This is a genomic window from Fervidobacterium sp. (assembly GCF_059913585.1).
Window position 1 is genome coordinate 110,050 of sequence record NZ_DBOLZL010000022.1, and the last position, 22,945, is coordinate 132,994.

General features: G+C 38.1%; 22 protein-coding genes. 3 read left to right on the top strand and 19 right to left on the bottom strand.

All coding sequences use genetic code 11. The annotated features are described in order from the left end of the window. Positions 1-3 precede the first annotated feature (3 nt). The gene (gene mnmL, locus AC3M61_RS08140; protein ID WP_500780370.1) at positions 4-879 is read left to right on the top strand and encodes a tRNA modification radical SAM protein MnmL/YtqA; all 876 of its coding nucleotides are present in this window, start codon (positions 4-6) and stop codon (positions 877-879) included. Positions 880-941: 62 nt separating this feature from the next. Here mnmL and AC3M61_RS08145 read toward each other — a convergent pair whose 3' ends face one another. Further along, a complete protein-coding gene (locus AC3M61_RS08145) occupies positions 942-2,789 on the bottom strand; it encodes an ABC transporter substrate-binding protein (RefSeq protein WP_500780371.1) in 1,848 nt (615 codons plus the stop codon). A 291-nt stretch (positions 2,790-3,080) separates the two neighbouring features. Here AC3M61_RS08145 and AC3M61_RS08150 point away from each other — a divergent pair, with 291 nt between their 5' ends. Beyond that, positions 3,081-3,533, top strand: coding sequence for a peroxiredoxin (locus tag AC3M61_RS08150; RefSeq protein ID WP_500780372.1), 453 nt, complete (start codon positions 3,081-3,083; stop codon positions 3,531-3,533). Positions 3,534-3,558: 25 nt separating this feature from the next. Then, positions 3,559-4,044: a ferritin gene (locus AC3M61_RS08155; protein ID WP_500780373.1), complete on the top strand. Its 486-nt coding sequence runs from the start codon at positions 3,559-3,561 to the stop codon at positions 4,042-4,044. Between the two features lie 66 nt (positions 4,045-4,110). On the opposite strand, the gene AC3M61_RS08160 is transcribed toward AC3M61_RS08155, so the two are convergent. From AC3M61_RS08160 to AC3M61_RS08245, 18 genes are all read right to left on the bottom strand, one after another. Then, positions 4,111-4,773 carry a hypothetical protein gene (locus tag AC3M61_RS08160; RefSeq protein ID WP_500780374.1) on the bottom strand — a complete coding sequence of 221 codons (663 nt, stop codon included), beginning with the start codon at positions 4,771-4,773 and terminating at the stop codon, positions 4,111-4,113. A 129-nt stretch (positions 4,774-4,902) separates the two neighbouring features. Next, positions 4,903-5,574 (bottom strand): endonuclease V, encoded by a 672-nt coding sequence (locus AC3M61_RS08165; RefSeq protein ID WP_500780375.1) that lies wholly within the window; start codon positions 5,572-5,574, stop codon positions 4,903-4,905. Between the two features lie 27 nt (positions 5,575-5,601). Then, on the bottom strand, positions 5,602-6,885 hold the full coding sequence (locus tag AC3M61_RS08170; RefSeq protein WP_500780376.1) for an ArsB/NhaD family transporter: 1,284 nt from the start codon (positions 6,883-6,885) through the stop codon (positions 5,602-5,604). Positions 6,886-6,912: 27 nt separating this feature from the next. Continuing rightward, positions 6,913-8,160 (bottom strand): ArsB/NhaD family transporter, encoded by a 1,248-nt coding sequence (locus AC3M61_RS08175; protein ID WP_500780377.1) that lies wholly within the window; start codon positions 8,158-8,160, stop codon positions 6,913-6,915. Next, positions 8,157-9,326, bottom strand: coding sequence for a tetratricopeptide repeat protein (locus AC3M61_RS08180; RefSeq protein ID WP_500780378.1), 1,170 nt, complete (start codon positions 9,324-9,326; stop codon positions 8,157-8,159). Before AC3M61_RS08180 ends, AC3M61_RS08175 begins: the two co-directional genes overlap by 4 nt. Before the next feature lie 29 nt (positions 9,327-9,355). Beyond that, complete coding sequence (gene rho, locus AC3M61_RS08185) at positions 9,356-10,606, bottom strand: transcription termination factor Rho (RefSeq protein ID WP_500780447.1); 1,251 nt, start codon at positions 10,604-10,606, stop codon at positions 9,356-9,358. A 69-nt stretch (positions 10,607-10,675) separates the two neighbouring features. Then, positions 10,676-11,305 (bottom strand): uracil phosphoribosyltransferase, encoded by a 630-nt coding sequence (gene upp / locus AC3M61_RS08190; protein WP_500780448.1) that lies wholly within the window; start codon positions 11,303-11,305, stop codon positions 10,676-10,678. Beyond that, a complete protein-coding gene (gene prfA / locus AC3M61_RS08195; protein WP_500780379.1) occupies positions 11,302-12,351 on the bottom strand; it encodes a peptide chain release factor 1 in 1,050 nt (349 codons plus the stop codon). The genes upp and prfA overlap by 4 nt, the downstream gene beginning before the upstream one ends. Then, on the bottom strand, positions 12,351-13,409 hold the full coding sequence (locus AC3M61_RS08200) for a type IV pilus twitching motility protein PilT (RefSeq protein ID WP_500780380.1): 1,059 nt from the start codon (positions 13,407-13,409) through the stop codon (positions 12,351-12,353). Before AC3M61_RS08200 ends, prfA begins: the two co-directional genes overlap by 1 nt. 26 nt (positions 13,410-13,435) lie before the next feature. Then, positions 13,436-15,052 carry a DNA polymerase III subunit gamma/tau gene (dnaX, locus tag AC3M61_RS08205; RefSeq protein WP_500780381.1) on the bottom strand — a complete coding sequence of 539 codons (1,617 nt, stop codon included), beginning with the start codon at positions 15,050-15,052 and terminating at the stop codon, positions 13,436-13,438. A gap of 41 nt (positions 15,053-15,093) precedes the next feature. Next, on the bottom strand, positions 15,094-16,002 hold the full coding sequence (gene miaA, locus AC3M61_RS08210; protein WP_500780382.1) for a tRNA (adenosine(37)-N6)-dimethylallyltransferase MiaA: 909 nt from the start codon (positions 16,000-16,002) through the stop codon (positions 15,094-15,096). Positions 16,003-16,060: 58 nt separating this feature from the next. Beyond that, a complete protein-coding gene (locus tag AC3M61_RS08215; protein WP_500780383.1) occupies positions 16,061-16,729 on the bottom strand; it encodes an organic solvent tolerance protein OstA in 669 nt (222 codons plus the stop codon). Positions 16,730-16,780: 51 nt separating this feature from the next. Beyond that, on the bottom strand, positions 16,781-17,536 hold the full coding sequence (locus tag AC3M61_RS08220) for a hypothetical protein (protein WP_500780384.1): 756 nt from the start codon (positions 17,534-17,536) through the stop codon (positions 16,781-16,783). Continuing rightward, entirely contained in the window at positions 17,508-18,290 is a 783-nt protein-coding gene (locus tag AC3M61_RS08225; RefSeq protein ID WP_500780385.1) for a patatin-like phospholipase family protein, read from the bottom strand. Before AC3M61_RS08225 ends, AC3M61_RS08220 begins: the two co-directional genes overlap by 29 nt. 34 nt (positions 18,291-18,324) lie before the next feature. Then, positions 18,325-19,599 carry an S-layer homology domain-containing protein gene (locus AC3M61_RS08230; RefSeq protein WP_500780386.1) on the bottom strand — a complete coding sequence of 425 codons (1,275 nt, stop codon included), beginning with the start codon at positions 19,597-19,599 and terminating at the stop codon, positions 18,325-18,327. 38 nt (positions 19,600-19,637) lie between these two features. Next, complete coding sequence (locus AC3M61_RS08235) at positions 19,638-21,059, bottom strand: PEGA domain-containing protein (protein WP_500780387.1); 1,422 nt, start codon at positions 21,057-21,059, stop codon at positions 19,638-19,640. 44 nt (positions 21,060-21,103) lie between these two features. Then, positions 21,104-21,568 (bottom strand): MarR family winged helix-turn-helix transcriptional regulator, encoded by a 465-nt coding sequence (locus AC3M61_RS08240; RefSeq protein WP_500780388.1) that lies wholly within the window; start codon positions 21,566-21,568, stop codon positions 21,104-21,106. Positions 21,569-21,584: 16 nt separating this feature from the next. Beyond that, positions 21,585-22,928: an aminopeptidase gene (locus AC3M61_RS08245; RefSeq protein WP_500780389.1), complete on the bottom strand. Its 1,344-nt coding sequence runs from the start codon at positions 22,926-22,928 to the stop codon at positions 21,585-21,587. Between the last annotated feature and the right edge of the window lie 17 nt (positions 22,929-22,945).

Sequence of the window (22,945 nt, forward strand, 5' to 3'; positions counted from 1 at the left end):
GAATTGAAGAAGAAATTTGGAGAAAAGGTTCAAAGATTACCGCTTAATGCAGGTTTCACATGTCCAAATAGAGAAAATGGCAGACCAGGTTGTTTTTTCTGTGATGAAACAGGCAGTGGTTTCAGCACTTTTGCAGGATTAAGTGTTAAAGAGCAGTTAGAGAAAATGAAGGAGAAGTACCGAAAAAAAGGTATTAGAAAATTCATTGCGTATTTCCAAAACTATACAAACACTTATGCTCCCTTAGACGTCTTGAGGCGAACCTATACAGAGGCAATAGACGAAGATGTCGTTCAACTTGATATTGCAACAAGACCAGACTGCATAAACGAAGAGATATTAAAGATGGTTGATGAGATAAGGAAAGGCTACTGTATTCAGGTTTCTTTTGATGTAGGGTTACAAACGGCAAATTATCATACTCTGGTTAAGATAAATAGAGGTCATACACTGGGAGAATACATTTATGCTGTCAACCTTCTAAAAAGATATGGATTCGAAGTTGTATCGCACGTAATTTTGAATTTGCCGGGAGATAATACATTAGATGTTGTAGAAAGTGCAAAGATAATTTCCGCACTTGGAGTGGATGGGGTGAAACTTCATTCGTTGTATGTTGTTGAAGGCTCCATTTTTGGTGAGATGTTCAAAGCAGGAAAATTACAGTTAGGAACTCTTGAAGAATACGTGGAGCGAGCAGTTACTTTCCTTGAGAATCTATCACCGCGGATAGTTATTCATAGACTTGTCGCAGATCCACCCTTAACCGGTACGCTTTTTGGAAATTGGGGAAGGACTAAAACCGAGATTGTTAATTTGATAGAAAAGCGATTGATAGAAAGAGATACTTACCAAGGCAAAAGAGCTAAGATAATCTAAATAAAAACGAAAGGGTCGCCTTACAAGGCGACCCTTTCACACCATTTTAAGATGCTAATGTTTTACTTCTGCTTGTAAAGTATGTAGAAGTCGTTACCAGGTCTCATTGGGTTATCATACCAACCTTTTACCCATGTTCTTTGGACACGAACACCAACTGGTTGATAAACTGGAACACTTATACAGTTGTCAACAACGAACTTTTGAATCTGCAAGTAAAGTTTTGCCCTAACCGCTGGGTCGCTTTCAGCTGCAGCTTGTTCAATGAGCTCGTCAAGGCTCTTACCGCCAAGTTCTTTCCTTGGAGTGCTTACGAATTCCTGGAACTTCTTACCTTGCCTGGTCGAGTAGTCACCCTTGCTGTGGTAATAGGTGAATATGAAGTTGTCTGGGTCTGGGAAGTCAGCAAGCCAACCAAGTATAAACACTGGAAGTTCTCCGCGTTTCGTTGCATCAAGGAAAGTTGGCCACTGGAGTGGTTGAACGTCTATCTTAACTTTTCCAGGTGCTGCCATTTCCATGTACATCTTTATCATTTCTGCAATTCTTTGTCTTGCAACGTTACCCTGGTTGTATGCAACGCTGAACTTGATTCCCTTCTTCAACACTTCTCCTTTCCATGCTTTCTGGAGATTTGCACGGACTTCGTTCAAATTAAATTTGTAAAGTGGCAGAGAAGGATCAAATCCAAGTAATCCTTCTGGCAACGCTGTTGGAATTCTCTTACCGAAACCTTTTAGAACATCCCTGATGAGTGCGTCGTAGTTAATAGCAGCTGCAACTGCTTTTCTGGCATACACATCGCTGAAGAAGTCAAGAGGTATTCCGTTACCATCCAGTTTTCCACTTCCAACATACTTGCTTGACGGGTTGATGGACCAGTTGAAACCAACAACTGTCACAGAGAGCGTTGGAATATTTTCGATAATCTGAATATCCTTGTTACCTCTGAGTTGGTCGAGGTATTCAAGAACAACAGCTATAGAATCTGCGTCACCTTTCTCAAGCATTGCTTTTCTTGTTGACCATTCGTCAATACCCCAGATTATTACTTTCTTTAGTTTTGGAGGTTCTCTCCAGTAGTTTTCATTAGCAACGAGTGTGACTTTTTGTTGTTTTCTGTCCCACTCCACAAATTTGAAAGGTCCAGTACCCATTGCCCATGCATAGAGTGGAGATTTTTCTTTTTCCATGTCCTTGTATTTCCACCATGTATCTGGTTTTCCATCCCAAAGGCCAAGTTTGACACATGTTTCTTTGTCAAGGATTGCTGCCCAGTTTGCACTTTGTGCAATGATGTTGAGGAATGGACCGTATGGTCTCTTAAGCTTAATAACAACGTTATCTCCATCGACTTCTATTGCTGGGTCGACAACTTGTTTGTAGAAGTCTATCAGTTTTTGTTTGTATTCTGGTTTTGGCTCTCCGCTTTTATCGAATATTTCATCAACTGGTTTCCCAACAAATTCTTCAAGTGCTTCGTCTCTTGAGTGTGTTCCAAAGATTGCATACCAGAGCATCCACATTGGACCGCCTTCTGGGTCGTAGAGTAGACCGCGTTCAAATGAGTATTCAACATCTTCTGGTGTCAATGGGTTTCCGTTGTGGAATTTTACCCCTTTCCTTATTGGGAAGATGTATGTCTTACCACCATCTTTGATAAGACCGTTCTTAACCGTTGGAACTTCTGTTGCTAACCTTGGTTCGAATTCACTAACGCTTCTGCCTTTGTACTGAATAAGGTTTTCGTAGACGTTGTAAATAACCTCACCACTTGCTGTGTCATAAGCCAGATGTGGGTCAAGTGTGTCTGGTTCACCTATGGTTGCCGATACGTAGACCGTGGGATCAAATGCAAGGAGAACTGCCGTTAGAAGAACGCTTAAGAATGCTACCAGTACCTTTTTCACAAAAATCCCCCCTTCAAAAGGATGTGATGAGAGACTATTAACCCGCACAGTGGGTTCAGGTATATTATACCACACATTTCAAAAAAGTTGCAATTGTTACTTTGAAGTTTTCAGTGGCTTAAAGTGGGGAAAGAGAGATTATCGTAATTTTCTTTGGCAAACTCAATAATTCTTTTGATTTATAAACTGAATCTTGCCAACAATTTTGTTTTCAAAGTTGGTTGACCTACAAACTTATATTTGGTATAATATGTTAGGTAATACAAATTTTTATATTAGGAGGTTGAGTTTATGCTTCAAAAAGGTTCATCAGCTCCAGACTTTGAATTGTTTGATACTAATCTTCAGAAAGTAAAGCTTTCAGAGATTCAAGGTAAAGTAGTTTTAGTCTTTTATCCCGGTGCATTTACAAGTGTCTGCGAAAAAGAACTTTGTACTTTCCGAGACATGCTAGCAAAATTCAACAATTTAAACGCAACTGTGCTTGGAATCAGTGTTGACACCCCATTTGCTAACAAAGCATTTGCTGAGAAAAACAGACTCAACTTTAGATTGCTCTCAGATTTTGGAGGCATTGTTGCTCGGCAATACGGTGGGGTGCACGAGAACTTCGTTGGCATTCCAAATTACACAGTGGCTAAGAGGGCCGTTTTCATTGTTGAAAATGGTCAAGTAATTTATGCATGGGTTACAGAAGATCCAAGAATTGAACCACCGTACGATGAGATTGAAAAGGTACTTTAAAAATTATGAAAAGGAGGGATTTAGCATGAGCGAAAAGGTATTCAAAGCTTTAAATGAGCAGGTAGGTAAAGAGATATTCTCAGCATATTTATATCTTTCAATGGCAACATACTTTGATTCTATAGATTTGCCAGGCTTTGCAAAATGGATGAAAATACAGGCTAAGGAAGAATTGGGACACGCGATGAAAATTTATGATTTTCTTTATGAACGCGGGTCAAGGGTTGAACTTCCTGCTCTGGAAAAACCTAAGAGCACTTGGAAAAGCCCGTTAGAAGCATTTGAAGCGGCGTATGAACATGAAAAATCCATAACAAAGAGCATCAACAATATACTGGAAATCGCAAGGAAAGAGAAAGATTACGCTACCGAACAGTTCCTTGCATGGTTTATAGAAGAGCAGGTTGAAGAAGAGGCTCAAACGGACTTGATAGTAAGAAAAATTAAAAAGCTCCAAGACAGTCCAACCGGTTTATATATGCTTGATAGAGAACTAGGAAGTAGAGAATAATTTAAAATATAAAAACAAAACCATGAAAAAGCCAGGCATGAAGCCTGGCTTTTGTTTTTTCCATCATTAGAGCCTATGTTTGAAAAGTCTCGGCATGAATCTTTGCTTAAACATGTTAGAGCGTTGACTAAGATTCGTCAAAAATTCTTTAGCTGGTAATGTGTATGTCTTTCCATCAACGGTTATGCTTTCTTTGATTTCAAATGTTCTTTTGAAACCCGAGATGTTAACTTCATCGCCTTCTTTTAAATTCCTCCAGAACGGGACTAAACCAACCGGGAATTTGTACTCTTTGTTGTTCTTGTCGAGGATTACAATGTTTGCATAGTTTTTACCAATTTCGATTTTCTTGATTTTGGCTTCAAAATCTGTTAGTTGAGCATCTTTTGGAACTTTATTTCTGAAAACCAGTCGGTAACCTTTTACTTCCAGACTGGTAGGTATGAAAACTGTAATCTTTGACCCTTTGATAGTTACTTTTTCCTCAGGTTTTACCACTAATGAAAGTTTGCCGGCAACAGGCACTTTAACCTCTGTCGCCTCTGTTGTCAAAACCAAATATCCAAACCCTCCAGGTCTGTATACAACTTCCTTAACCGTTCCTGTAATTTCAAAAGGCTCTTTTTCTAAAATGAAGTTGTTTATAAAACCTTTCATCTGCGGTTGAGTAGCTGAGAATACTACAAGTGATAGAAGCAAAACGAAGAGCAACGGTAATACTCTTCTCATAACCACACCTCCCTTTTTAAGAGTTGATAGTAGTTCACTCACTCGGCACCAGTAATTTTATTATTGTAAGCTTAAAAAATCCTTAGAAACCTTCGTGGAACGTTTGATATGTTGTCATAGCTTAGAAAATCACGTTTTCAGTTTTTGTGAATAGTAGTGGGCTAGTCTTACAGGTTCGGGCAGTTTAAAACCGTTCAGGAGGGATTTAACAATGTGGAGGGAACTTTCTAAATTCGTTTTGTACCCTGGAGAAATGACTATTGGTTTTGTATTTTTCTTTGAAAGATAACAAAAGCCGATGACCTCTCCGCTTTTATCCCTTAACTCAGTAGCCTGTCCGACAACGGATGGTCTTTCGCACTTCCCATATAGTATCGTCTTTGCTACTCCGATTGTAGGGATATCCAAGAGTATACCAACATGTGACGCTATTCCAAGTCTGCGAGGGTGTGCAATTCCTTGACCATCGAACAAGACAACATCTGGAGTGTTTTTAAGCTTTTCAAAACATTTTAGAATAACAGGTGCCTCTCGAAAGGCAAGGAACCCCGGAATGTACGGAAAGGTAACTTTAACTCTTTCATGCACTACTTCGATAACTTCAAAGTTTTTACTTATCACAACGACGATTCCTAATGCCTGATCGTTAACATAGCTAACATCAACACCTGCAATTAAAGATGTCTTAGAAAAATCAAGAGGAAGCAAAACGAGTTTTTTTAATAACTCTTTTTGTATCTGTTCAGCTTCTTCTAAAGTCTTTGGTTCCAATAAACTTGAAAGACCAAGCATACCTTGCATACCTATACCCACACTCACCATATGTGTTTAAAGAATTTTGAGGAGTATTAATGAATAGACATTCGACACTACCAAACTTATGAAAACAACTACAAAAGAATATTTAACAAAACTACGAAATGTTATCTCTTTCCCTTTGTACTTTTTCATGAGCGTTAGTCCAACAACATTTGCCGATGCACCGACAGGTGTAAGATTACCACCTAAACAAGCTCCCAAAGCCAACGAGTACCAAAGCGGGGTTATGTTGGAAAATTGGGGACTAATTGTTGGTAAACCTTTTATCACAGGAATCATTGTTGCAGCAAATGGAATGTTGTCTACAATTCCGGAAAGAATTCCAGATGCCCACACTATAACGGAAGCCAGGGTGACCATAGAACCTGATGATATCTTAACAAGGAGGTCTGCTATATCTTTCATTATCCCGACTTTTTCCATGGCACCCGTTATTATGAAAAGGCCAAGGAAGAAGAATATAACTTCCCACTCCACCTTTTCCAAAAATGGGGTAATCTCTTGGGGTTCAAATATTAACAAACCGAAAAATCCGGCAATCAAACCTATAATGGAACTTTCAAGCTTTAATGGTTTCTGTAGCAAGAACAAAAAGATTATGAAAAGCATGAATCCAGAGGCTATTACGAATTGTTTTCTGCTTTTAACAACCTTTGATTCATCAAATCCATTTAGAAATTCCCTTGAAAATTGCTCATTGAATTCCTTTCTGAAAATAACGAGCAATGAAAGATCAGCTAAAAGCAATATAACTAAATTTACAGGAATCATATATTTTATGAACTCGGTGAATGGAATTTTTGCTGCGGAAGTAATTAATATGTTCGGTGGATCACCTATTGGAGTCATTGTCCCACCGATATTAGATGCAAATATCTCGCCAAGGACAAAAGGGGCCGGGTCTATGTTCAAAATATCACTGATTGCAAATGTAACAGGCACGAATATCAAAATCGTTGTTACGTTATCGATAAAAGCCGAGATAAAAGCAACAACAAATGTCATAGCGAAAAACAATTTTGGCAAGCTTGTACCTGCAATCTTAACAGTCTTAATAGCTATGTATTCAAATATTCCCGATGTTTCCATTACGCGTACAAATACCATCATGCCTATGAGGAAGAGTAAGGTGTTGATATCTATAGATTCCTTTAAACCTTCATACGGGTCAGGAAAAACTCTTATAGCTAATAATGTTAATCCCCCTACCATGGCAGCAACGGTTTTGTTGAGTTTACCAGTAATGACAAAGTATAGAACTAATGTAAATGTCAAGGCCACAATTAATTTCAATTGCTTCACCTCCATAAAAGTGCAACCTCAAAACCCTATGCGATAAAATATCAACAAGAATACGCTTGAGATTATACCGCTAAGCAAAACTGGTTTTGACATGTTCTTTGTAAACTCCAGAAAAGTTAATTGTTCGTTCTTTAAGTTTTTGAAAAGATTGTTACCAACAATATTACACATCGATGCTATTGGTGTCAAATTTCCACCGATACCGACCCCAATAGCAAGCGCCCAGTATAATGTAATTGGTGCACCTGTGAGGATTAGTTTTTTTATGATAATCAAATACACAAGGGTAACTGGCAAGGCACTTAAAAAGCCTGTCAATATGATTGAAGACCACAAAACAAACAGGATAAGCAAATATGGATTGTTTATTTTGGAAAGTACCGAAACAAAAGGTTCATAAAGACTAAGGTGTTCTATTGAAAAATTCAAAAAGTACAAACCTGTTATGAGTATTAAAGTATCCCAGTCAATTTCTTTTACAATTGATTGAAAATCTCTACCCTCAATAAACAAAATAATCATTGCTCCCATCATCGTTATTGTACCCAGTTCAATACCGAGTTCTTCATGGAAAACCATCAAAATAGCAACAAGAAGAAACGACAGCAGGTAATATCGCCATGTAAGGTTTTTTGAATTATCATCATCCACATTTGATTCAAATCTTATATTTACCCCTTCCGCACGGAGCTTTTTCCCTAAGAATACAAATTGTACAAGTAGCAGTGTCGCACCAACAGGCATTAGGTGGGTTATAAAAGAAATGAAACTCAAACGGGACACACTATAAATAATTATATTTGGAGGGTCACCTATGGCTGTTGTCATCCCACCAAGGTTGGAGAAAAGCACAGCATTTATAAGGAGCATTTTAGAATCTATTCGGAGCACATCGGAAATATAGAAAAGTATAGGAATAAAAATCAAAATGGTAGTGACATTATCCAAGAAACTCGACAGAAAGAATATAGCGATGTATATGAAGAATATAGTTACGTAAACCCTTCCCCTGCTGGCTTTCAGGATTATTTTAGAAATTTCAACAAAAACGCCATTCTCTTTCAAAATGGCAACCAATGTCATCATCCCAAGAAGGATAAACAGGGTATTAAAGTCAACAATCACCGAGAGCCGAGAAAAATCAAAATCACCAACAACTAAGACAGACGTTAAGCCAAATAAAAACGTTGTTACCGAAGAAACGTGTGGCAAAAAGATTATGTAAGCGTAAGCTAATGCATACAAAAGTAAAACTATTCCACTCAATTATTCTCACCTTGCCTAAGTTTAATGAGTTTTTCGACTAATATCTTTGTTTCTTCTTCTGTTATTTTTTCCAAAGTGTCGAATTCTGAGAATTCTTTTTGCATCTCCTCGTAGAATTCCGCGGAGGACTGGCTCTCTTCAACCCAGTTATCTCTTTGAGCCCTCAATCTACTTAAAAGTCCTGCTTCAATACTTTCCATCTCTATTTGTTCTACTTGGAACTTCTCTTCTTGCGGTTGTGTAACTATTTCTTTCCCTAGGTCTTCGATTAGTTCTTTAGTTTCGCCCAGTATTTCCTCCACGACTTTCTCTCTTTCAACTTCTTTCTCAGCAGCCCCAACAAGAGGTTCCTTTTCTAATTCTTTTACACCTTTAGCTTCTGCTGGTTTTTGCTCCGTTTTTTCTTTTTGAGGTATCTGTTCGAAGATATCTTTGAAAACATCAATTTCACTCTGCAACAGCTGTTCAAAATCAACAATCCTTGCTTCTTTTGGTATAAGCTCGAATTCCTCTGAAACCGATTTTTCAGAAGTCTCTACAAGAGTTTCAGAAACAGTTTGACCGCCGGTTGAAGATGACAAAGTAGCTTCGGCAGGTTTTTTAGGAAGTTCAATTACCATCCTTCTAGCTTTGTAAATTCTAAACTCTGCAACCAAAAGAACAGCAAATGTTATTACGAAAATAAGAAGGACAGGTAAAAGGTTGGTTTTAGATTCTTTCTGCACTTGTGAGACTAACTGTGTAGCTTCCTCTACTGTAGTTGGCTTGTATGTTGATATCCATTTTTTCCATTCATCCTGAGCTTTTCGCTGACTTATAGAATCAAGCAGTGCTGTGACAAAATCGTTGTCGTAACCAGCGAGGTAACTTCTAGCTTTATCATAATCGCCTATCATATAAGCAGATATTCCCATTTTAAACTTTATCTGTGGGTCGTATCCTTCTATTGTAGGGTCGGTTGAGAGTGCCAACTCGTAATTCTTCAAGGCAGTGGAATAGTCACCGGATTTGTAAGAGAGCTCCGCGGCAGAATAATATTCTATCGCCCTCTGTGAAACTGCTAATAGTAGGGTCACATGACTCAAAAATATCAAAAACATGACTAAAAAAAACAAAAACCTTCCATTAGTTTGCTTCCGCAGTAAGTTGGAGCGTTCAAAAAACATTAATGCACCTCTCACATCATTCAATACGTCTAAACACTTTTTTGAGCATCTATCAGTGCAAGGAATTCTGCATTTGTTTTCGTATCTTTGAGCTTATTAAGAAGTAATTTCAGACCTTCTTCTTCACTCATAGAATCAAGCATACGTCTCAGTAACCAGATTTTCTTAAGGTTGGACTGGTCAATGAGTAGTTCCTCTCTCCTTGTTCCAGAAAGTGTGATGTTAATTGCTGGGAATATTCTTTTGTTTGCGAGTTGCCTTGATAAAACCAGTTCCATATTACCAGTTCCCTTGAATTCTTCAAATATCACTTCGTCCATCTTTGAACCAGTTTCAACAAGTGCGGTTGCTATTATGGTCAAACTTCCGCCCTCGCGAGTGTTACGGGCAGCTCCGAAGAACTGCTTTGGTTTGTGAAGTGCGGCAGGGTCAACACCACCTGTTAGTAATTTTCCACTTGGTGGTACCGTTACGTTGTAGACTCTTGCAAGCCTTGTTAAACTATCCAAAAGCACAACAACATGATTACCGTACTCCACAAGACGCTTACACATTTCTAATGTTAATTCGGCTATTTTTATCTGCTTTTCAGATGGCATATCAAAGGGAGCGGCAATTACTTTTGCATCAACAGATTCTTTAATATCGGTTACCTCTTCTGGTCTTTCATCAATTAGCAAAACTATTCTGAACGTATCTGGATGATTTTCCGCAATCCCATTTGCAATCTCTTTAAGAATTGTTGTTTTTCCAGCTTTTGGTGGTGCAACGATCATACCTCGTTGTCCTTTTCCTATTGGAGCAAATAAATCTATAAGCCTTGTGGAAAATACATCAGGTTTGGTTTCAAGTATGTATCGTTCTTTTGGATAATCTGGAGTAAGGTTTTCAAAATTGACACGTTCGTTGGCAAATTCTGGTGGTTTATAATTTATTGCTTCAATCTTAATCATTGCGTTGAAACGTTCTCCCTCTTTTGGAGGGCGGATAACACCAGAAACAATGTCTCCAGTATTCAAATTGAATTTGCGAATTTGCGATTGTGAAACATATATGTCTTTTGGTCCTGAGAGCATCGTTTCCAAACTTCTCAAAAAGCCATAACCATCGGGAGCTATTTCAAGAACACCTTCCCCAAAAAAGTATCCTTCAGCCTTTGCTTTAGCCTCGAGAATTTCGAATATTAAATCTTGTTTCCTCATACTGGTATATCTTGGAATATCGTATTTTCTTGCTAATTCATACAACTCTTTCATTGTCATTTCTTCAAGTTGTTTCATGCTGATACCTTCGTTCAACTACTAGCCACCTCCTGCAAATCAAAAATAATTAAGTCTTGATAAAAATCGCTACTTTGTTCTGAAAAGTCTATCACCTGCGTCACCGAGTCCTGGGAGGATGTAACCGTGGTCATTCAATTCTCTATCCAAGGAAGCTGCGTAAATATCTACATCTGGATGTGCTTCTTCCAACGCTTTGACTCCTTCTGGTGAGGCTATAAGTGATATGAAGGTTATTCTCTTGCCACCAAGTTCTTTGACCTTTCCAATGGCATCGATTGCGGAAACTCCTGTTGCAAGCATCGGGTCCAGGATGAAGATTTCACTCTTATCATGTAATTTCGGGGTCTTAAAATAATAATCAACTGCTTTGAGTGTTACTGGATCTCTGTAGATACCAATGTGACCAACCGATGCATTCGGGAGCAATTCAAGAATTCCGTCAACCATTCCAAGTCCTGCCCTTAGTATGGGAATTATAACAATATCTTTGTCGTTTATGTAGTAACCCTTCGTCTTTTCTAAAGGCGTTTCTACCTCTATCTCGTAAACTTCAATGTGTCTGGTCGCTTCGTATGTTATCAAAAGAGTAATCTCTCTTAGCAATTCTCTAAATTCTTTGGGTCCAGTCTCCTTTTTGCGCATTATCGTGAGCTTGTGTTTTATTAACGGGTGTTCAACAACATGCAACATTTTTATCCCTCCACTGTTTGCAGAATTCCAAGTTCTTTGAGCTGTTGTTCAATGTCATACTGCATAAGTTTTGGTATTATTAAATCAAGGTTTCCGTCAAGAACTGCTTGAAGATTATATATTGTCAAGTTTATTCTGTGGTCTGTCACCCTGTTTTGCGGGAAATTGTAAGTTCGAATCTTTTCGCTCCTTTCACCACTACCTATTTGGTTTTTTCGTTGGGACGAGATCTTTTCTTCTTGTTCTCGACGTGCAAGTTCATACAACTTTGAGCGAAGAACCATCATTGCCTTTTCTTTGTTTTGATGTTGGGATCTCTCAGATTGACAGGTAACTACAATTCCTGTAGGTAAGTGCGTGATTCTAACTGCCGATTCTGTTTTGTTTACATATTGTCCCCCAGCACCTGATGCCCGATATGTATCAATTCTTAAGTCTTTGGGGTCAATGTATATGTCTATATCCTTGATTTCGGGCAAAACAGCTACAGTTGCAGTTGATGTATGTATCCGTCCTCCAGATTCTGTAACTGGAACCCTCTGGACTCGATGAACCCCTCTTTCATACTTCATATAGGTACCGCTATTTTTACCTTTTATCCTCACAACGACCTCCTTGTATCCACCCAGGTCAGACTTACTTTCATCAAGAATCTCTGTTTCCCAACCTTTCGATTCGGCATATCGTAAATACATTCTCAACAAATCTCCTGCGAAAAGTGCTGCTTCTTCGCCACCAGTACCAGCACGAATTTCTAAGAATACGTTTCTATCTCTGAATTCATCCTCTGGTAGAAGTTGGGCAAGTATCTCGTTAGCTAACTTTTCTAACTGGCGGTCTATTTTTTCGATTTCGGCTTCGCTACCAGGCTCTTCTTTCCAGAGTTCCTTTTCGTCTAGTAAATTAAAATACTCAGATATTTTTTCGTCTATTTCCTTAAAATTCGTGTAATCAGCTGATATTTTAATCATCTCTTTTAAATCCAAATTTTCTGTCATTTTTCTTTCAAGCTCATCCAACATCTGTTTAACCCAAGTCCTAATACTTTCCATTAAATTCCTGTCCATCCTATCTTCTTAGCCACCTCCTCTGGATTGCGAGCAAACCCCATTACCGTTTCTTTCGTTATTTCCCCAGCAAAATATGCTTTTAGTAAGGCGTCGTCAAAAAGCACGTTACCAAGCTTTTGAGCCGTTTGCATGATACTTTCTATCTGGTGTATCTTCCCCTCTCTTATGAGATTTTTTACAGCAGCGTTAGCCACAAGAATTTCGGCAATTGGCGTCATTCCTATTGTTTTCTTTGGCACAAGTCTTTGATAGATAACTCCGACAAGCGTATTAGCAAGTTGCAAAGAAACTTGTTTTTGCTGGTGTGCAGGAAAAACATCAACAATCCTCTCAGGAGCCGTTGCAGCAGAATTAGTGTGAAGAGTTCCAAGCACAAGATGCCCAGTTTCAGCGGCAGTTAAAGCTAACGATATCGTTTCTAAGTCGCGCATTTCTCCTACAAGAATTATATCTGGGTCCTGTCTGAGAGCGTATTTGAGACCATCTGCAAATGACTCAGTGTCCCTTCCAACTTCGCGTTGATGGATTAATGAATTCTTGTTTTCGAAAACGTATTCTATAGGATCTTCTATTGTAATTATGTGGTAGGCGTATTTAGAGTTAATGTAATCAACCATGGCCGCCAGGGTTGTTGATTTACCACTCCCCGTAGGACCAGTTATAATAATTAATCCTGTATCCCTATCACAAAAATCTCGAATTGTTGTTGGTAGTCCGAGTTCTTCGAATGTTCTTATACGTTTGGTAATAATTCTTAAGGCAAGAGCAGGATTACCACGTTCGTAATACAGATTTGCCCTTATTCGAACATCCTCAAATCCGAAAGAAAAATCTACCTCTTTATTATGACTCATGATATCATGTTCTTCCAAAAGGCGAGTTACAATTTCCTTTACCTCACCATAAGAAAGTGGTGAGTAACCCTGCATTTTTGTTAGATAACCATCCACACGAATTATCGGAGGATTTCCCACAGATATATGAACATCGGTAGCTCTTGCATTTTTTGCCTTACTTATAACCTCATAGATATCAACCATGCCATGCTCACATCCTTTCTCTTAGTCTAGTCCGTGAGCAGAATCTTTAATTTCTCCAAAACAGGATCATGCTCATCATCCGTGAGCTCTACAACAACTTCTCTATTCTTGCCTGATTTTTTCTGGTAAAGCAAAGCTATTTGATCTTTCTTTTCTTTCAGTACCTCATAACTGAATTGTTTTGATTTGTCAAAAACAATTCTTACAACGTCGTCAAGCTCGTAGACCGTAGCAAGTGACAAACCAACAAAGATGGATAAATCACCATTGAGTTTTAAGTCTTCTAATATTTCTTTTGTCACAAATGTTTGATTTAGTTGAGATTTGTTTTCTGAAGCAGAACGCTCTACATCTTTCTCATCTAGAGATGAAAATTTTGTAGCTTCAGGCGATTCTTTTGTATTTTCTTCTTGCTTGAGCTCACCAGATTGCTCAAATGACACTGCTGCCCTTGGTTGTCTGACTTCAGCTTTTTCAGAACCAACTGTTGATATTTCCTCTTTTTCTTGGTTAGTTACTTCGCCTTTTCTATCGTTCCCAGTTTGAGTTAATACTTGCTTCTCATTTGTAACTTGACCATGGTCGGTAATTTTTTCACCTTTTGCCAAAACCGTTGAGGTTATCTCGGAAGTCCCAGTTCCACTCGATTTATTGATTGTTAGCGCCAGATTAATTAACAACACTTTTGCTAACAGTAGTTTTTCTTCGGCAACTTTTAACTCTTTTTGTATTCTATAAATCTCAGAAGCCAACTTAATACCTTGAGCACTTTTCTGTTCCAATAGTTTCTCCATAACTTGTGTCAAGAATGTGTCAAAATCCCCTCTTTCGGCGTAGACTTCATCTATGATGCCTTCAATGCTTTCAAGATTTCCAGACAATATAGCCTCTATAAATTTATCTATTGTTTCCTCACTTACTAATCCCAAAGCTTCGTTCACAGTTTCTGCAGTAACTTCACCGCCTGAGTACCTCACTACTTGTTCGAGAATGGAAAGCGCATCTCTAAGTCCACCTGCAGCCTTTTTTACTATTTTCTCTAAGGCATCTTCTGTCACATCGTAACCTTCTTTAATACAAATCTCTCTGAGCCTGTTTCTAATTTCTTCGTTTGATATGTTCCGGAACTCCAAAACCTGGCATCGAGAAATGATAGTCGGGGGTATCTTTTCAGGGTTCGTCGTGGCTAGGATAAAAACAACATGTTCGGGAGGTTCTTCAAGGGTCTTCAAAAGAGCGTTGAATGCCTCTTTCGTAAGCATATGAACCTCGTCAATAATATAAACTTTATATTTTCCCATAACTGGTGTGAAATTGACACCTTCTCTTATTTTCCTTACTTCGTCAATTCCTCTATTTGATGCTGCATCAAGTTCTATGACATCTAGATGTGAACCACTGTCGATAGCTTTGCAAGAAACACATTCGTTGCATGGTTCTCCATACTGATTCTTCTCGCAATTTAATGATTTTGCAATAATTCTTGCAGTCGTTGTTTTTCCTGTTCCACGAGGACCAGCAAAAATGTATGCATGACTAATTCTTCGTTTTTCAAGGGCGTTTTTTAACAACCTCTTGATATGTTCTTGTCCCACTATTTCTGAGAACCTTGTTGGCCTATATTTTCTATACAGTGCTTCCATATGCTCCACCTCTGCTAAATACTGAAATACTGATGTAAATTTCACAAGATCGGTTGGACTTCCTTTTGTATGATTTTAAGCACTGTTTCCAAAGCCTGGTTACCAGGTTCAAGCCACACAGCATTTGGAAACCTTCTAAGGTAAATTATCTGTCTTCTTGCATAATGGCGAGTGTTTCTTTTCATTAAGTGTAAAGCCAATTCTAGACTGTAAATTCCATCCAAGTAGTCGATTATCTCCCTGTAACCTATAGTTTTGAAAGCATCAAGGTTCTTACCGTATTTTTCTACAAGCATCTTTACTTCATCGATAAGTCCATGTTCGATCATCTTTTCAGCGCGTTGATTTATTCTTTCGTAAAGTTCATCCCTTTTCGGGTTCAAAACAATAAGAATGAAATCATCGTAATTCACTTTTTGGGTCTGTAATTCAGAAATTCTTTTACCTGTTTTTAGGTAGACCTCTAATGCCCTTATCGTACGCTTCACATCTTGTGGATGTATTCTGGCCGCAGCTTCTGGGTCAAATTCCTCGAGCATCTTTCTTAGAATCCCCGGTTCTTGTTCATTTAGCTTACTGAGTTCTTTCCTAATGTTTTCATCACGAGAGACACCTTCAAAAAAGCCTTTTACTAACGCATCTATGTATAGACCTGTGCCGCCTACATATATTGGTATTTTACCAGCTTTTTTAATTTCTTCCTCCTTCTCCTTTGCCATTTTTTGATACAGAAAGGCGTTAAAATACTCGTTTGGTTCGATAATGTCAATCATGTGGTGCTTTACTAGGGACAACTGGTATGGATCCGGTTTTGCCGTTCCAATGTCCATGTACTTATATATCTGTCTGGAGTCCATAGAAATAACTTCTATGGGCAAGTATTCCGCAAGCTGGATTGCAAATTCGGTTTTACCTGAAGCGGTTGGCCCGGAAATTATTATTCTTTTCACTTTAATCCCCCATCTTAAGCTGTTAGAAACATCTCTAGACGTGATTGCCGAACAAAGGTTAGTCAACTTTCAGTTCAATACTAACGTTATTAGCTTTCATATCGTTTTTTTCAGTGTATATAACGGCGTCTGATGCAGTCATCTTTATACCTTTTTTCGGATCATTTATTACTACTGCTCCGTAAAGATGAAGTTCACCTTTCTTTTTGTCATATTCAAACCTGTCAGCCACAGCGGTTATATCACCTTTCGTAATACTTACTCCACCTTTTTTAGTTCCACTGTACTTGTCATTTTCAAGGTCGTAATTTAGGTTATCTGTAATTACAATTATTTTCTCATTACTTTTTGTATCAATAATAGTGACTGTCGAGTTGGTCAAAACACCTGTTTTGTTATCTAAGTCATAAGTCATCTTATCGGCAACGGCGTTACCACCGTCAAACGTGAATTCAACTTTCGTTGGAATTTCTACTATTTTCCACTTGTCTCCAACCTTTTTAACGTACATTTCCGTTGTTCTAAGACTTATCTTGTCCTCATCGATGTTTACAAAAACACGACCTTTGTAGTAAATAATGTCACTTTTTGGTTCCACGTAATCTGCTGAAACACGAACGGTTTTAGATTTTTTCTGAGTTGGAGCTGTCGTGGTTTGAGAAGTTAAAACTACTACCACGACAACCAGTAAAATAAAAACTCCAGCTATCCTAAGAAATCTTTTCATAAGTATCCCTCCGAAGTGTATTGATTTGTCTTTAGATTTTGATATTGCTGATCACAAAAACTTTTCTACGAGCTCTTTACCAGCTAAATAAAAACGATTACTGATATATCTAAAATCCCTAAAAGCGGAACCACTAAGTCTGATGGTCACTGTTGCTTTTGCTTTTTCAGTTGCAAGCTTGATAAAAGAAGTTGTTCTGGCAAAGGTAGCCATTAGAAGGAAGTCGGTGGCCCTACGAGGTTCAAAAGGATCATACCAATCAATGTATATTATACCATCACCTTCAGGAATTCCAAGGACCCAACTTGAAGAAATATACCCATCAACAGGAGCAAAATCAATAGGATAAGGAAGAACATGTATTAAAACTTCTCTTGCATTACCGTAAAGAATTTCGTCCCGTTTTTTCTCTAAATTAAAAGCATGTATTTTTATTTTGTCATGCTCTTCAATTTCCACATTCGGAATCCACTTTTCAACAAATTCACTGAGCTTTTGCCTTGATGATTCTAAATCTATCTTCTTCTGCATCTTATATAGAAGCATAAAGTTTTTCCCAATCTCCGGTAAAGAAGGTTTAGAGATACCTTTGAAAAACTTCAAAGATTCACCCCACATACTTGAAAGAATGCTGTATGCATTATTTCTTTGATATGTCCATAAAATCAGTGGTATGCAAGAAAAACCGCTGCAGTGTATTTCTAAATCGTCTCTTTCTGTAACCTGCTTTTCTGAAAGAGCATTTAAGAGACCGACAGCTCCCAGATAGTGTACAATATCACCGCCTAATGAAATTTTCAAACTCATCTTTCACTCTCCTTGCAACAATTAAAGCATTTTGATAAACTTCTGCGTATTTAGCAAAATCACTCCAGAAAACATTTACAGGATAAACAAATGAGAAATCTGCCACACTAAGCTCGTTTTGCACAATGTATGATTCTTTAACTGCGTCTACAGCAAGCATTAATTCCATATGTGTTGTGTATGGTGGTATGTACTCTTCAAAAACACTAGCTATTATGGTATCTGCTCCATACTCTTTCAATTCAAAAGTAGGAACTGGGGATAGAATTCCGCCATCAAGCATTCGAACACCTGCAATGTATGTAGGTTCAAACACTCCGGGAACAGTGCAACTTGCAAGTACTGCATCAACAAGGTAACCTTCATCTATAACAAAACTCTTCCAAGTTTCAATATCAAAAGCTACAACTAAAAGTTTTGTTTTTAAGTCTGAGAATTTCTTTTTACCAAATAACTCTTTGAAAAATTGATAGAACTCTTCTAAACTGTAAAGAGCTTCTTTTATAACCATCTCTAAATTCATTATCGGTTCAGGTTTCGTTCTTTGTCTTTTGAGAAATTTACGAACCGTCTCTGAAAAGACCTTGTAAACAATTTCTGAACTACCATACAATGAATACAAGGCTCCAACAATAGAACCAGCTGATGAACCTGAAATAATATCAGGTTTGACATTACATTCTTCAAAAACTTTCAATGTTGCGATATGCGAAAATCCCTTTACACCACCGGCTTGAAGAGCAAGTCCAACCATAATCAGTATCAAATCCTTTCCGGTTATTCTACATTCACTTGAGAAGTACGAGAATCCCTGCAACTATGGAAATTAGTAAACTAACGTAAGTTATTGTTCGCATAGTCATAACCTGACTATTTAAACTCTCCACTTGTGCTGAAAGCTTTTTCATATCCTCGTTATTAGCAGTATTAGAGGCTTCGAGTTGAGAAACTTTTTGTTCCAAAGAGTCGAACTTTTTCACAGAGTTCTGAGAAACGACAAGTTCGTTGAGTATATATCTTTGTTCCAAGACCACTTGTGAAAGATTGTCTTCGAGCTTTTTGAATCTTGCTTCGAGTTGGTCAAATCGGTTAGAAAGCACTTCCAAGTTAGAGAATGTATTGATTATTGTCAAAGCATCTAAGGCTTCTAAACGTTGTAAAAAATCTTGCCCTTTTCCTATAACTTCCTCAATAGTCGCAAGACGAGAGTTTAAATTCTCAATTTCTACTAATACTTGATTTCTCAAATCATTTATACTCCCTAGGGTGGAATTTTGCAGGTTCTGAATGCCCTCCGAAGAACTTGTTTCCAATTTGGAAATCTTTTCTGATAGCGAATTAGTCGTAATTATTGCATGATCAACCTTTTTTTCTAAATCTGTGGCCTTTGCTTTAAGTTTTTCAATTTCATCACCGTAATACTTCAGCTGAGTGAATTCATTTAGTCTCTCTTCTAAACTATTTATCTGAGCTGTCAATTGTGCTATGTCTTTATCGAAATCTTTCAGTTGGGAAAGTGTTGAAATTTTGTTTTCAACAGCAGTAACCCTTCTAGCTAATGCTGAAAGCTCATTCTGTACAGAGATAATTGTTTGCTGGTCCTTTGATAAATCGATGTTCTTAGTTTCAAGGTTCGCAACCTTACTTTCAACCGCTAAAAGTCTTTTCTTTAGTTCCATCAATTCGTTTTGTAAAGCTGAAACACTTTGAAATTGACCAGAAGGAATATTAGATATCTGTTTTTCCAACGTAGTAATCCTCGATTCAAGCTTTACCAAATCATCGTACTTGATACTTTGTAAGCTTGTTAACTTATATCTATCTATGATTGCATATAAATAGCGTGCAAGGTCAAGTTTCGTTACAAGCAAAGAAGGTTTAAAGTTTCCATTTGGATCTACGTCCATAATCTTTTGTTCTACAAGGTAAAGCACAGCTTTGTATTCAGCTGCGGATGGAGAAAGATCTTTTATTGTGGTAGAAAAACCAAAGACGCTAATGCAAATCAGGAAAAGAATGATGATACCTCGATATTTTAACAATTGATAGAAAACGTAAGTCATACTCTTCACCTCACACATCGTAGCCTGAAAATGGTATTTCAAAATGATTGGCGAAATTCGTTGAGTTGTCCTTGGACTGCATCAACAATTTGTTCGTTAACTTTTAAACCATTTCGTACAAAAGTTAACTTGTGCTTACCAGCTGATGTGACAAAGAAGTATATGGGGGTATTCCCTATGAATTCATCATCCCAGTAAACTTCATAGACATCTTTCGAATATACATTCACCAAAACCCTATCTTCAGTATCAATCACTGTGATTCCTTCCACTTGGATCATTTCTTCACTGTTCGCTCTTCTGTTGTCAGAAACAAGAATATTAGTGCCAAACGTTACCTGTAAAACTGTAGGTCCTTTGAATATCGTACTTCCTACCATGCAAATCATATCTTTACTTATCAAAACAGGAACAGTTTTGGGTAGGTTTTTGAGACTTCCATCGCTGAAACCATACCACACTATATTTCCTGCATTATCTTTTATTGTCGTAAACCATGGTTTGACGACCACTCTGTCCCTTACGTATCCATCATACTCAATAACAAAGTTGTTGTCGCCAGTTCTTTGAGTTACCTCCAGCTTGGGTTTCAGATTGTAGAAAATCTTTGTATCTTTCCTTAGTTCAACCTTTGTTTCGTAATCTTCATAGCTTTGGGAGAATATTCGAATATCGTAACTGTTCTCTGGTAATACTATCGTTGTTGGAAGTTTCCAAATCTGACCAGATATCCAAGCATATGCTCCAGCCGGACTTCCATCAATAGTCAACTTAAACATCTGTGTAGAGTCGACTTTATACACGTATTCATCAACAAACGGTACTTCAAATTCTTGAAGGCTGTTCAAAAAGACATTTGGTAGATAGAGTTTGTATTTACCAGGTTCTACCTCTATCGTTGCAGGTAACCGCAAGAGCATTCCGCCTAAAATCGCGTTATCAATGTTTTTTTCGGAGATTAATTTCAGTGTTACCGTTCTTTTTAGTGTTATTTCTAAATCTTTTTCTTCATACGGGTTGATTTCAACTCTAAGATTTTTTGTTGCATATCCCGGAGCTTCTGCTTTAATTTCGTGAATCCCAGAATTTATTTGAAGCCTTGCGGTACCACTGGAAGTATCAATCTCAACTAGTTGACCATCGACAAAAACCCGTGCATTTTGCGGCGTTACTTTTACATTCAAGAACGATGGCAATGAGAGTTCTACTGTCACAGTAGCCTCATCTGTGAGGATTTTTTCAAACGGAACAAAACCGGGTTTTACAACTTTGAGAATCCCTGGAGATTCTGCGTTGAAACTTATGGAGTCTTTTTGTACAATCCCCATAAGCTTGTCGTTGTAGTAAACCATACTCCCTTTTGGTGCGTAAACTGTTATCGAAAAAGTGATTTCTGAAAATAGCGCTATGATGAGAATAGCAAGCTTGAACAAACTTCTAAATTCCACGTTTTTCCTCAAAGAGATTCTCCCCTTATTAAAACATAGAATTTCAAAGTTTTAGATTATTTGGAACTTATAACCTCGTAAAGGAGGTCCAAGGCCTCATGGATTAATCTCGTCTTCTCGTCGGGTATTTGCCTAATAACCTCTTCAATGTATTTGACTCGCATCTCTATAACAGCTTTTATCACTTGTTCACCAAGAGGCGTTATTTCTACCTTAAAAACCCTTCTGTCCGATTCATCCCTTTTTCGATTTAAAAATCCGTCCCTCACAAGTCTCATAACGAGTCCACTGGTTGTACTCTTTGCAATACCTAACGACTGACTCAATTTCGTCATCGTCTGGGGACCATTGAAATAGACCCTTTGGAGTAAGTCAAATTGTGCTGCCGTAATGCTGTAGTTCTTCAAGGCTTCACGTCCATGTACACGTATTCTAAAGCATATGGTTCTTATCAATTGCTCTAAGTGTGCCGGCAAGCCGTTTTTCAAATCGCTCTCTGAATAAGTTACTTCTCCAAACATCGAACCACCTCAGTTTTCACAGCTCTTCCATAAGAACTTTGAATGCAAGATAAGTTTCGTAAAGGTCTGCTTTTGAGACAAGTTCGAAAGGTGCGTGCATACTCATTAACCCAGGTCCTATATCAATCGTATCAAATCCCTCTTTTGCAAGGAATTTTGCAACGGTTCCGCCGCCACCAACGTCAACTTTACCTAAAAGGCTAACCTGCCAAGAGATGCCATTTCGATTTAGTATAGCTCTTACTTTCCCAACCAGTTCAGCATGTGCTTCGCTTGCTCCGCTTTTTCCCCCTCTGCCGGTGTATTTTACTATAGCAACACCGTAACCTGCTTTAGCAACATTAAGTTTATCATGAACATCTGGGTAAGACGGGTCGAAGAGGGCAGTTACATCAGCTGAAAGAACCGTTGACTTACTAATAATCTCATCTAAAACTTGCTCGGTATCATTAAATCCCTTAACAGAAAGCATCCTTCTCAAAAATGCTCTGTAAAACCTTGCTTGAGCTCCTGCATCACCTTCGCTTCCTATTTCCTCTCTGTCAAACAAAATAACTCCAATAGCTTTATCTTTTGGTTGCGCGTTCAATAAAGCCATGACACCCTCGAAAGCGCATATTCTATCATCGTGGCCGTATGCACCTATAAAACTGCTATCTATACCTACATCTCGAGGTTTCAAAGCGGGAACAAGCTCTAAGTCAGCACTTATAAAGTCTTCTTCTTCAATGTTATACTTCTCTTTCAAAAGCTTTAGTATGTATTTCTTAACTGGTTCTTTTTCCTCACCTTCTAAAGGTATAGAGCCAAGTATGACATTCATTTTCTCTGCCTTGAACTGTTCACTTACTTTTTTGTCCTCTTTATCCAGATGAGGAAGTAAGTCAGGAAGAACCAATACTGGGTCTTTTTCTTCACATCCTATGCACACTTTAATTTTTTCGCCGTTTTCTTTTACAACAACGCCCACAAGTGCCAGGGGCAGACTCAACCATTGATATTTCTTAACTCCACCGTAATAATGGGTCTTCGCAAGTGCTATCCCTGAATCTTCATACAATGGATTTGGTCTCAAATCAATTCTCGGAGCATCTACATGTGCTGCAACAAAATTAATACCGTTCAGTATTTCTCCACTAACCGCAACCAAAGATTTTTCTCTGTTTATGTAAAAGACCTTATTCTCCTTTCCGGTATATTTTTCGAGTGCAACGTAACCATTTTCCAAAAGTATCTTTTCAAAATATTCAATAGCTAACCGCTCTGTTTTAGCGTAATCAATGAATTCTTTGTACCTATCAGAAAAATGTTCAATCTCTTCCCTTGTTCGTTTTTTCCATACTAATTCATTCAACCCCATTTCCAGCCACCTCCAGA

Coding starts and splice junctions, on each gene's coding strand:
- AC3M61_RS08150 (WP_500780372.1), top strand. CDS start 3,081: ATGCTTCAAAAAGGTTCATCAGCTCCAGACTTTGAATTGTTTGATACT.
- AC3M61_RS08160 (WP_500780374.1), bottom strand. CDS start 4,773: ATGAGAAGAGTATTACCGTTGCTCTTCGTTTTGCTTCTATCACTTGTA.
- AC3M61_RS08215 (WP_500780383.1), bottom strand. CDS start 16,729: ATGAAAAGATTTCTTAGGATAGCTGGAGTTTTTATTTTACTGGTTGTC.
- dnaX (WP_500780381.1), bottom strand. CDS start 15,052: ATGGAAGCACTGTATAGAAAATATAGGCCAACAAGGTTCTCAGAAATA.
- AC3M61_RS08165 (WP_500780375.1), bottom strand. CDS start 5,574: ATGCAAGGTATGCTTGGTCTTTCAAGTTTATTGGAACCAAAGACTTTA.
- rho (WP_500780447.1), bottom strand. CDS start 10,606: ATGAAACAACTTGAAGAAATGACAATGAAAGAGTTGTATGAATTAGCA.
- AC3M61_RS08225 (WP_500780385.1), bottom strand. CDS start 18,290: ATGGTTGGACTTGCTCTTCAAGCCGGTGGTGTAAAGGGATTTTCGCAT.
- AC3M61_RS08180 (WP_500780378.1), bottom strand. CDS start 9,326: ATGTTTTTTGAACGCTCCAACTTACTGCGGAAGCAAACTAATGGAAGG.
- AC3M61_RS08240 (WP_500780388.1), bottom strand. CDS start 21,568: ATGTTTGGAGAAGTAACTTATTCAGAGAGCGATTTGAAAAACGGCTTG.
- AC3M61_RS08155 (WP_500780373.1), top strand. CDS start 3,559: ATGAGCGAAAAGGTATTCAAAGCTTTAAATGAGCAGGTAGGTAAAGAG.
- AC3M61_RS08245 (WP_500780389.1), bottom strand. CDS start 22,928: ATGGGGTTGAATGAATTAGTATGGAAAAAACGAACAAGGGAAGAGATT.
- AC3M61_RS08200 (WP_500780380.1), bottom strand. CDS start 13,409: ATGGTTGATATCTATGAGGTTATAAGTAAGGCAAAAAATGCAAGAGCT.
- prfA (WP_500780379.1), bottom strand. CDS start 12,351: ATGGAAAGTATTAGGACTTGGGTTAAACAGATGTTGGATGAGCTTGAA.
- AC3M61_RS08220 (WP_500780384.1), bottom strand. CDS start 17,536: ATGAGTTTGAAAATTTCATTAGGCGGTGATATTGTACACTATCTGGGA.
- AC3M61_RS08230 (WP_500780386.1), bottom strand. CDS start 19,599: ATGACTTACGTTTTCTATCAATTGTTAAAATATCGAGGTATCATCATT.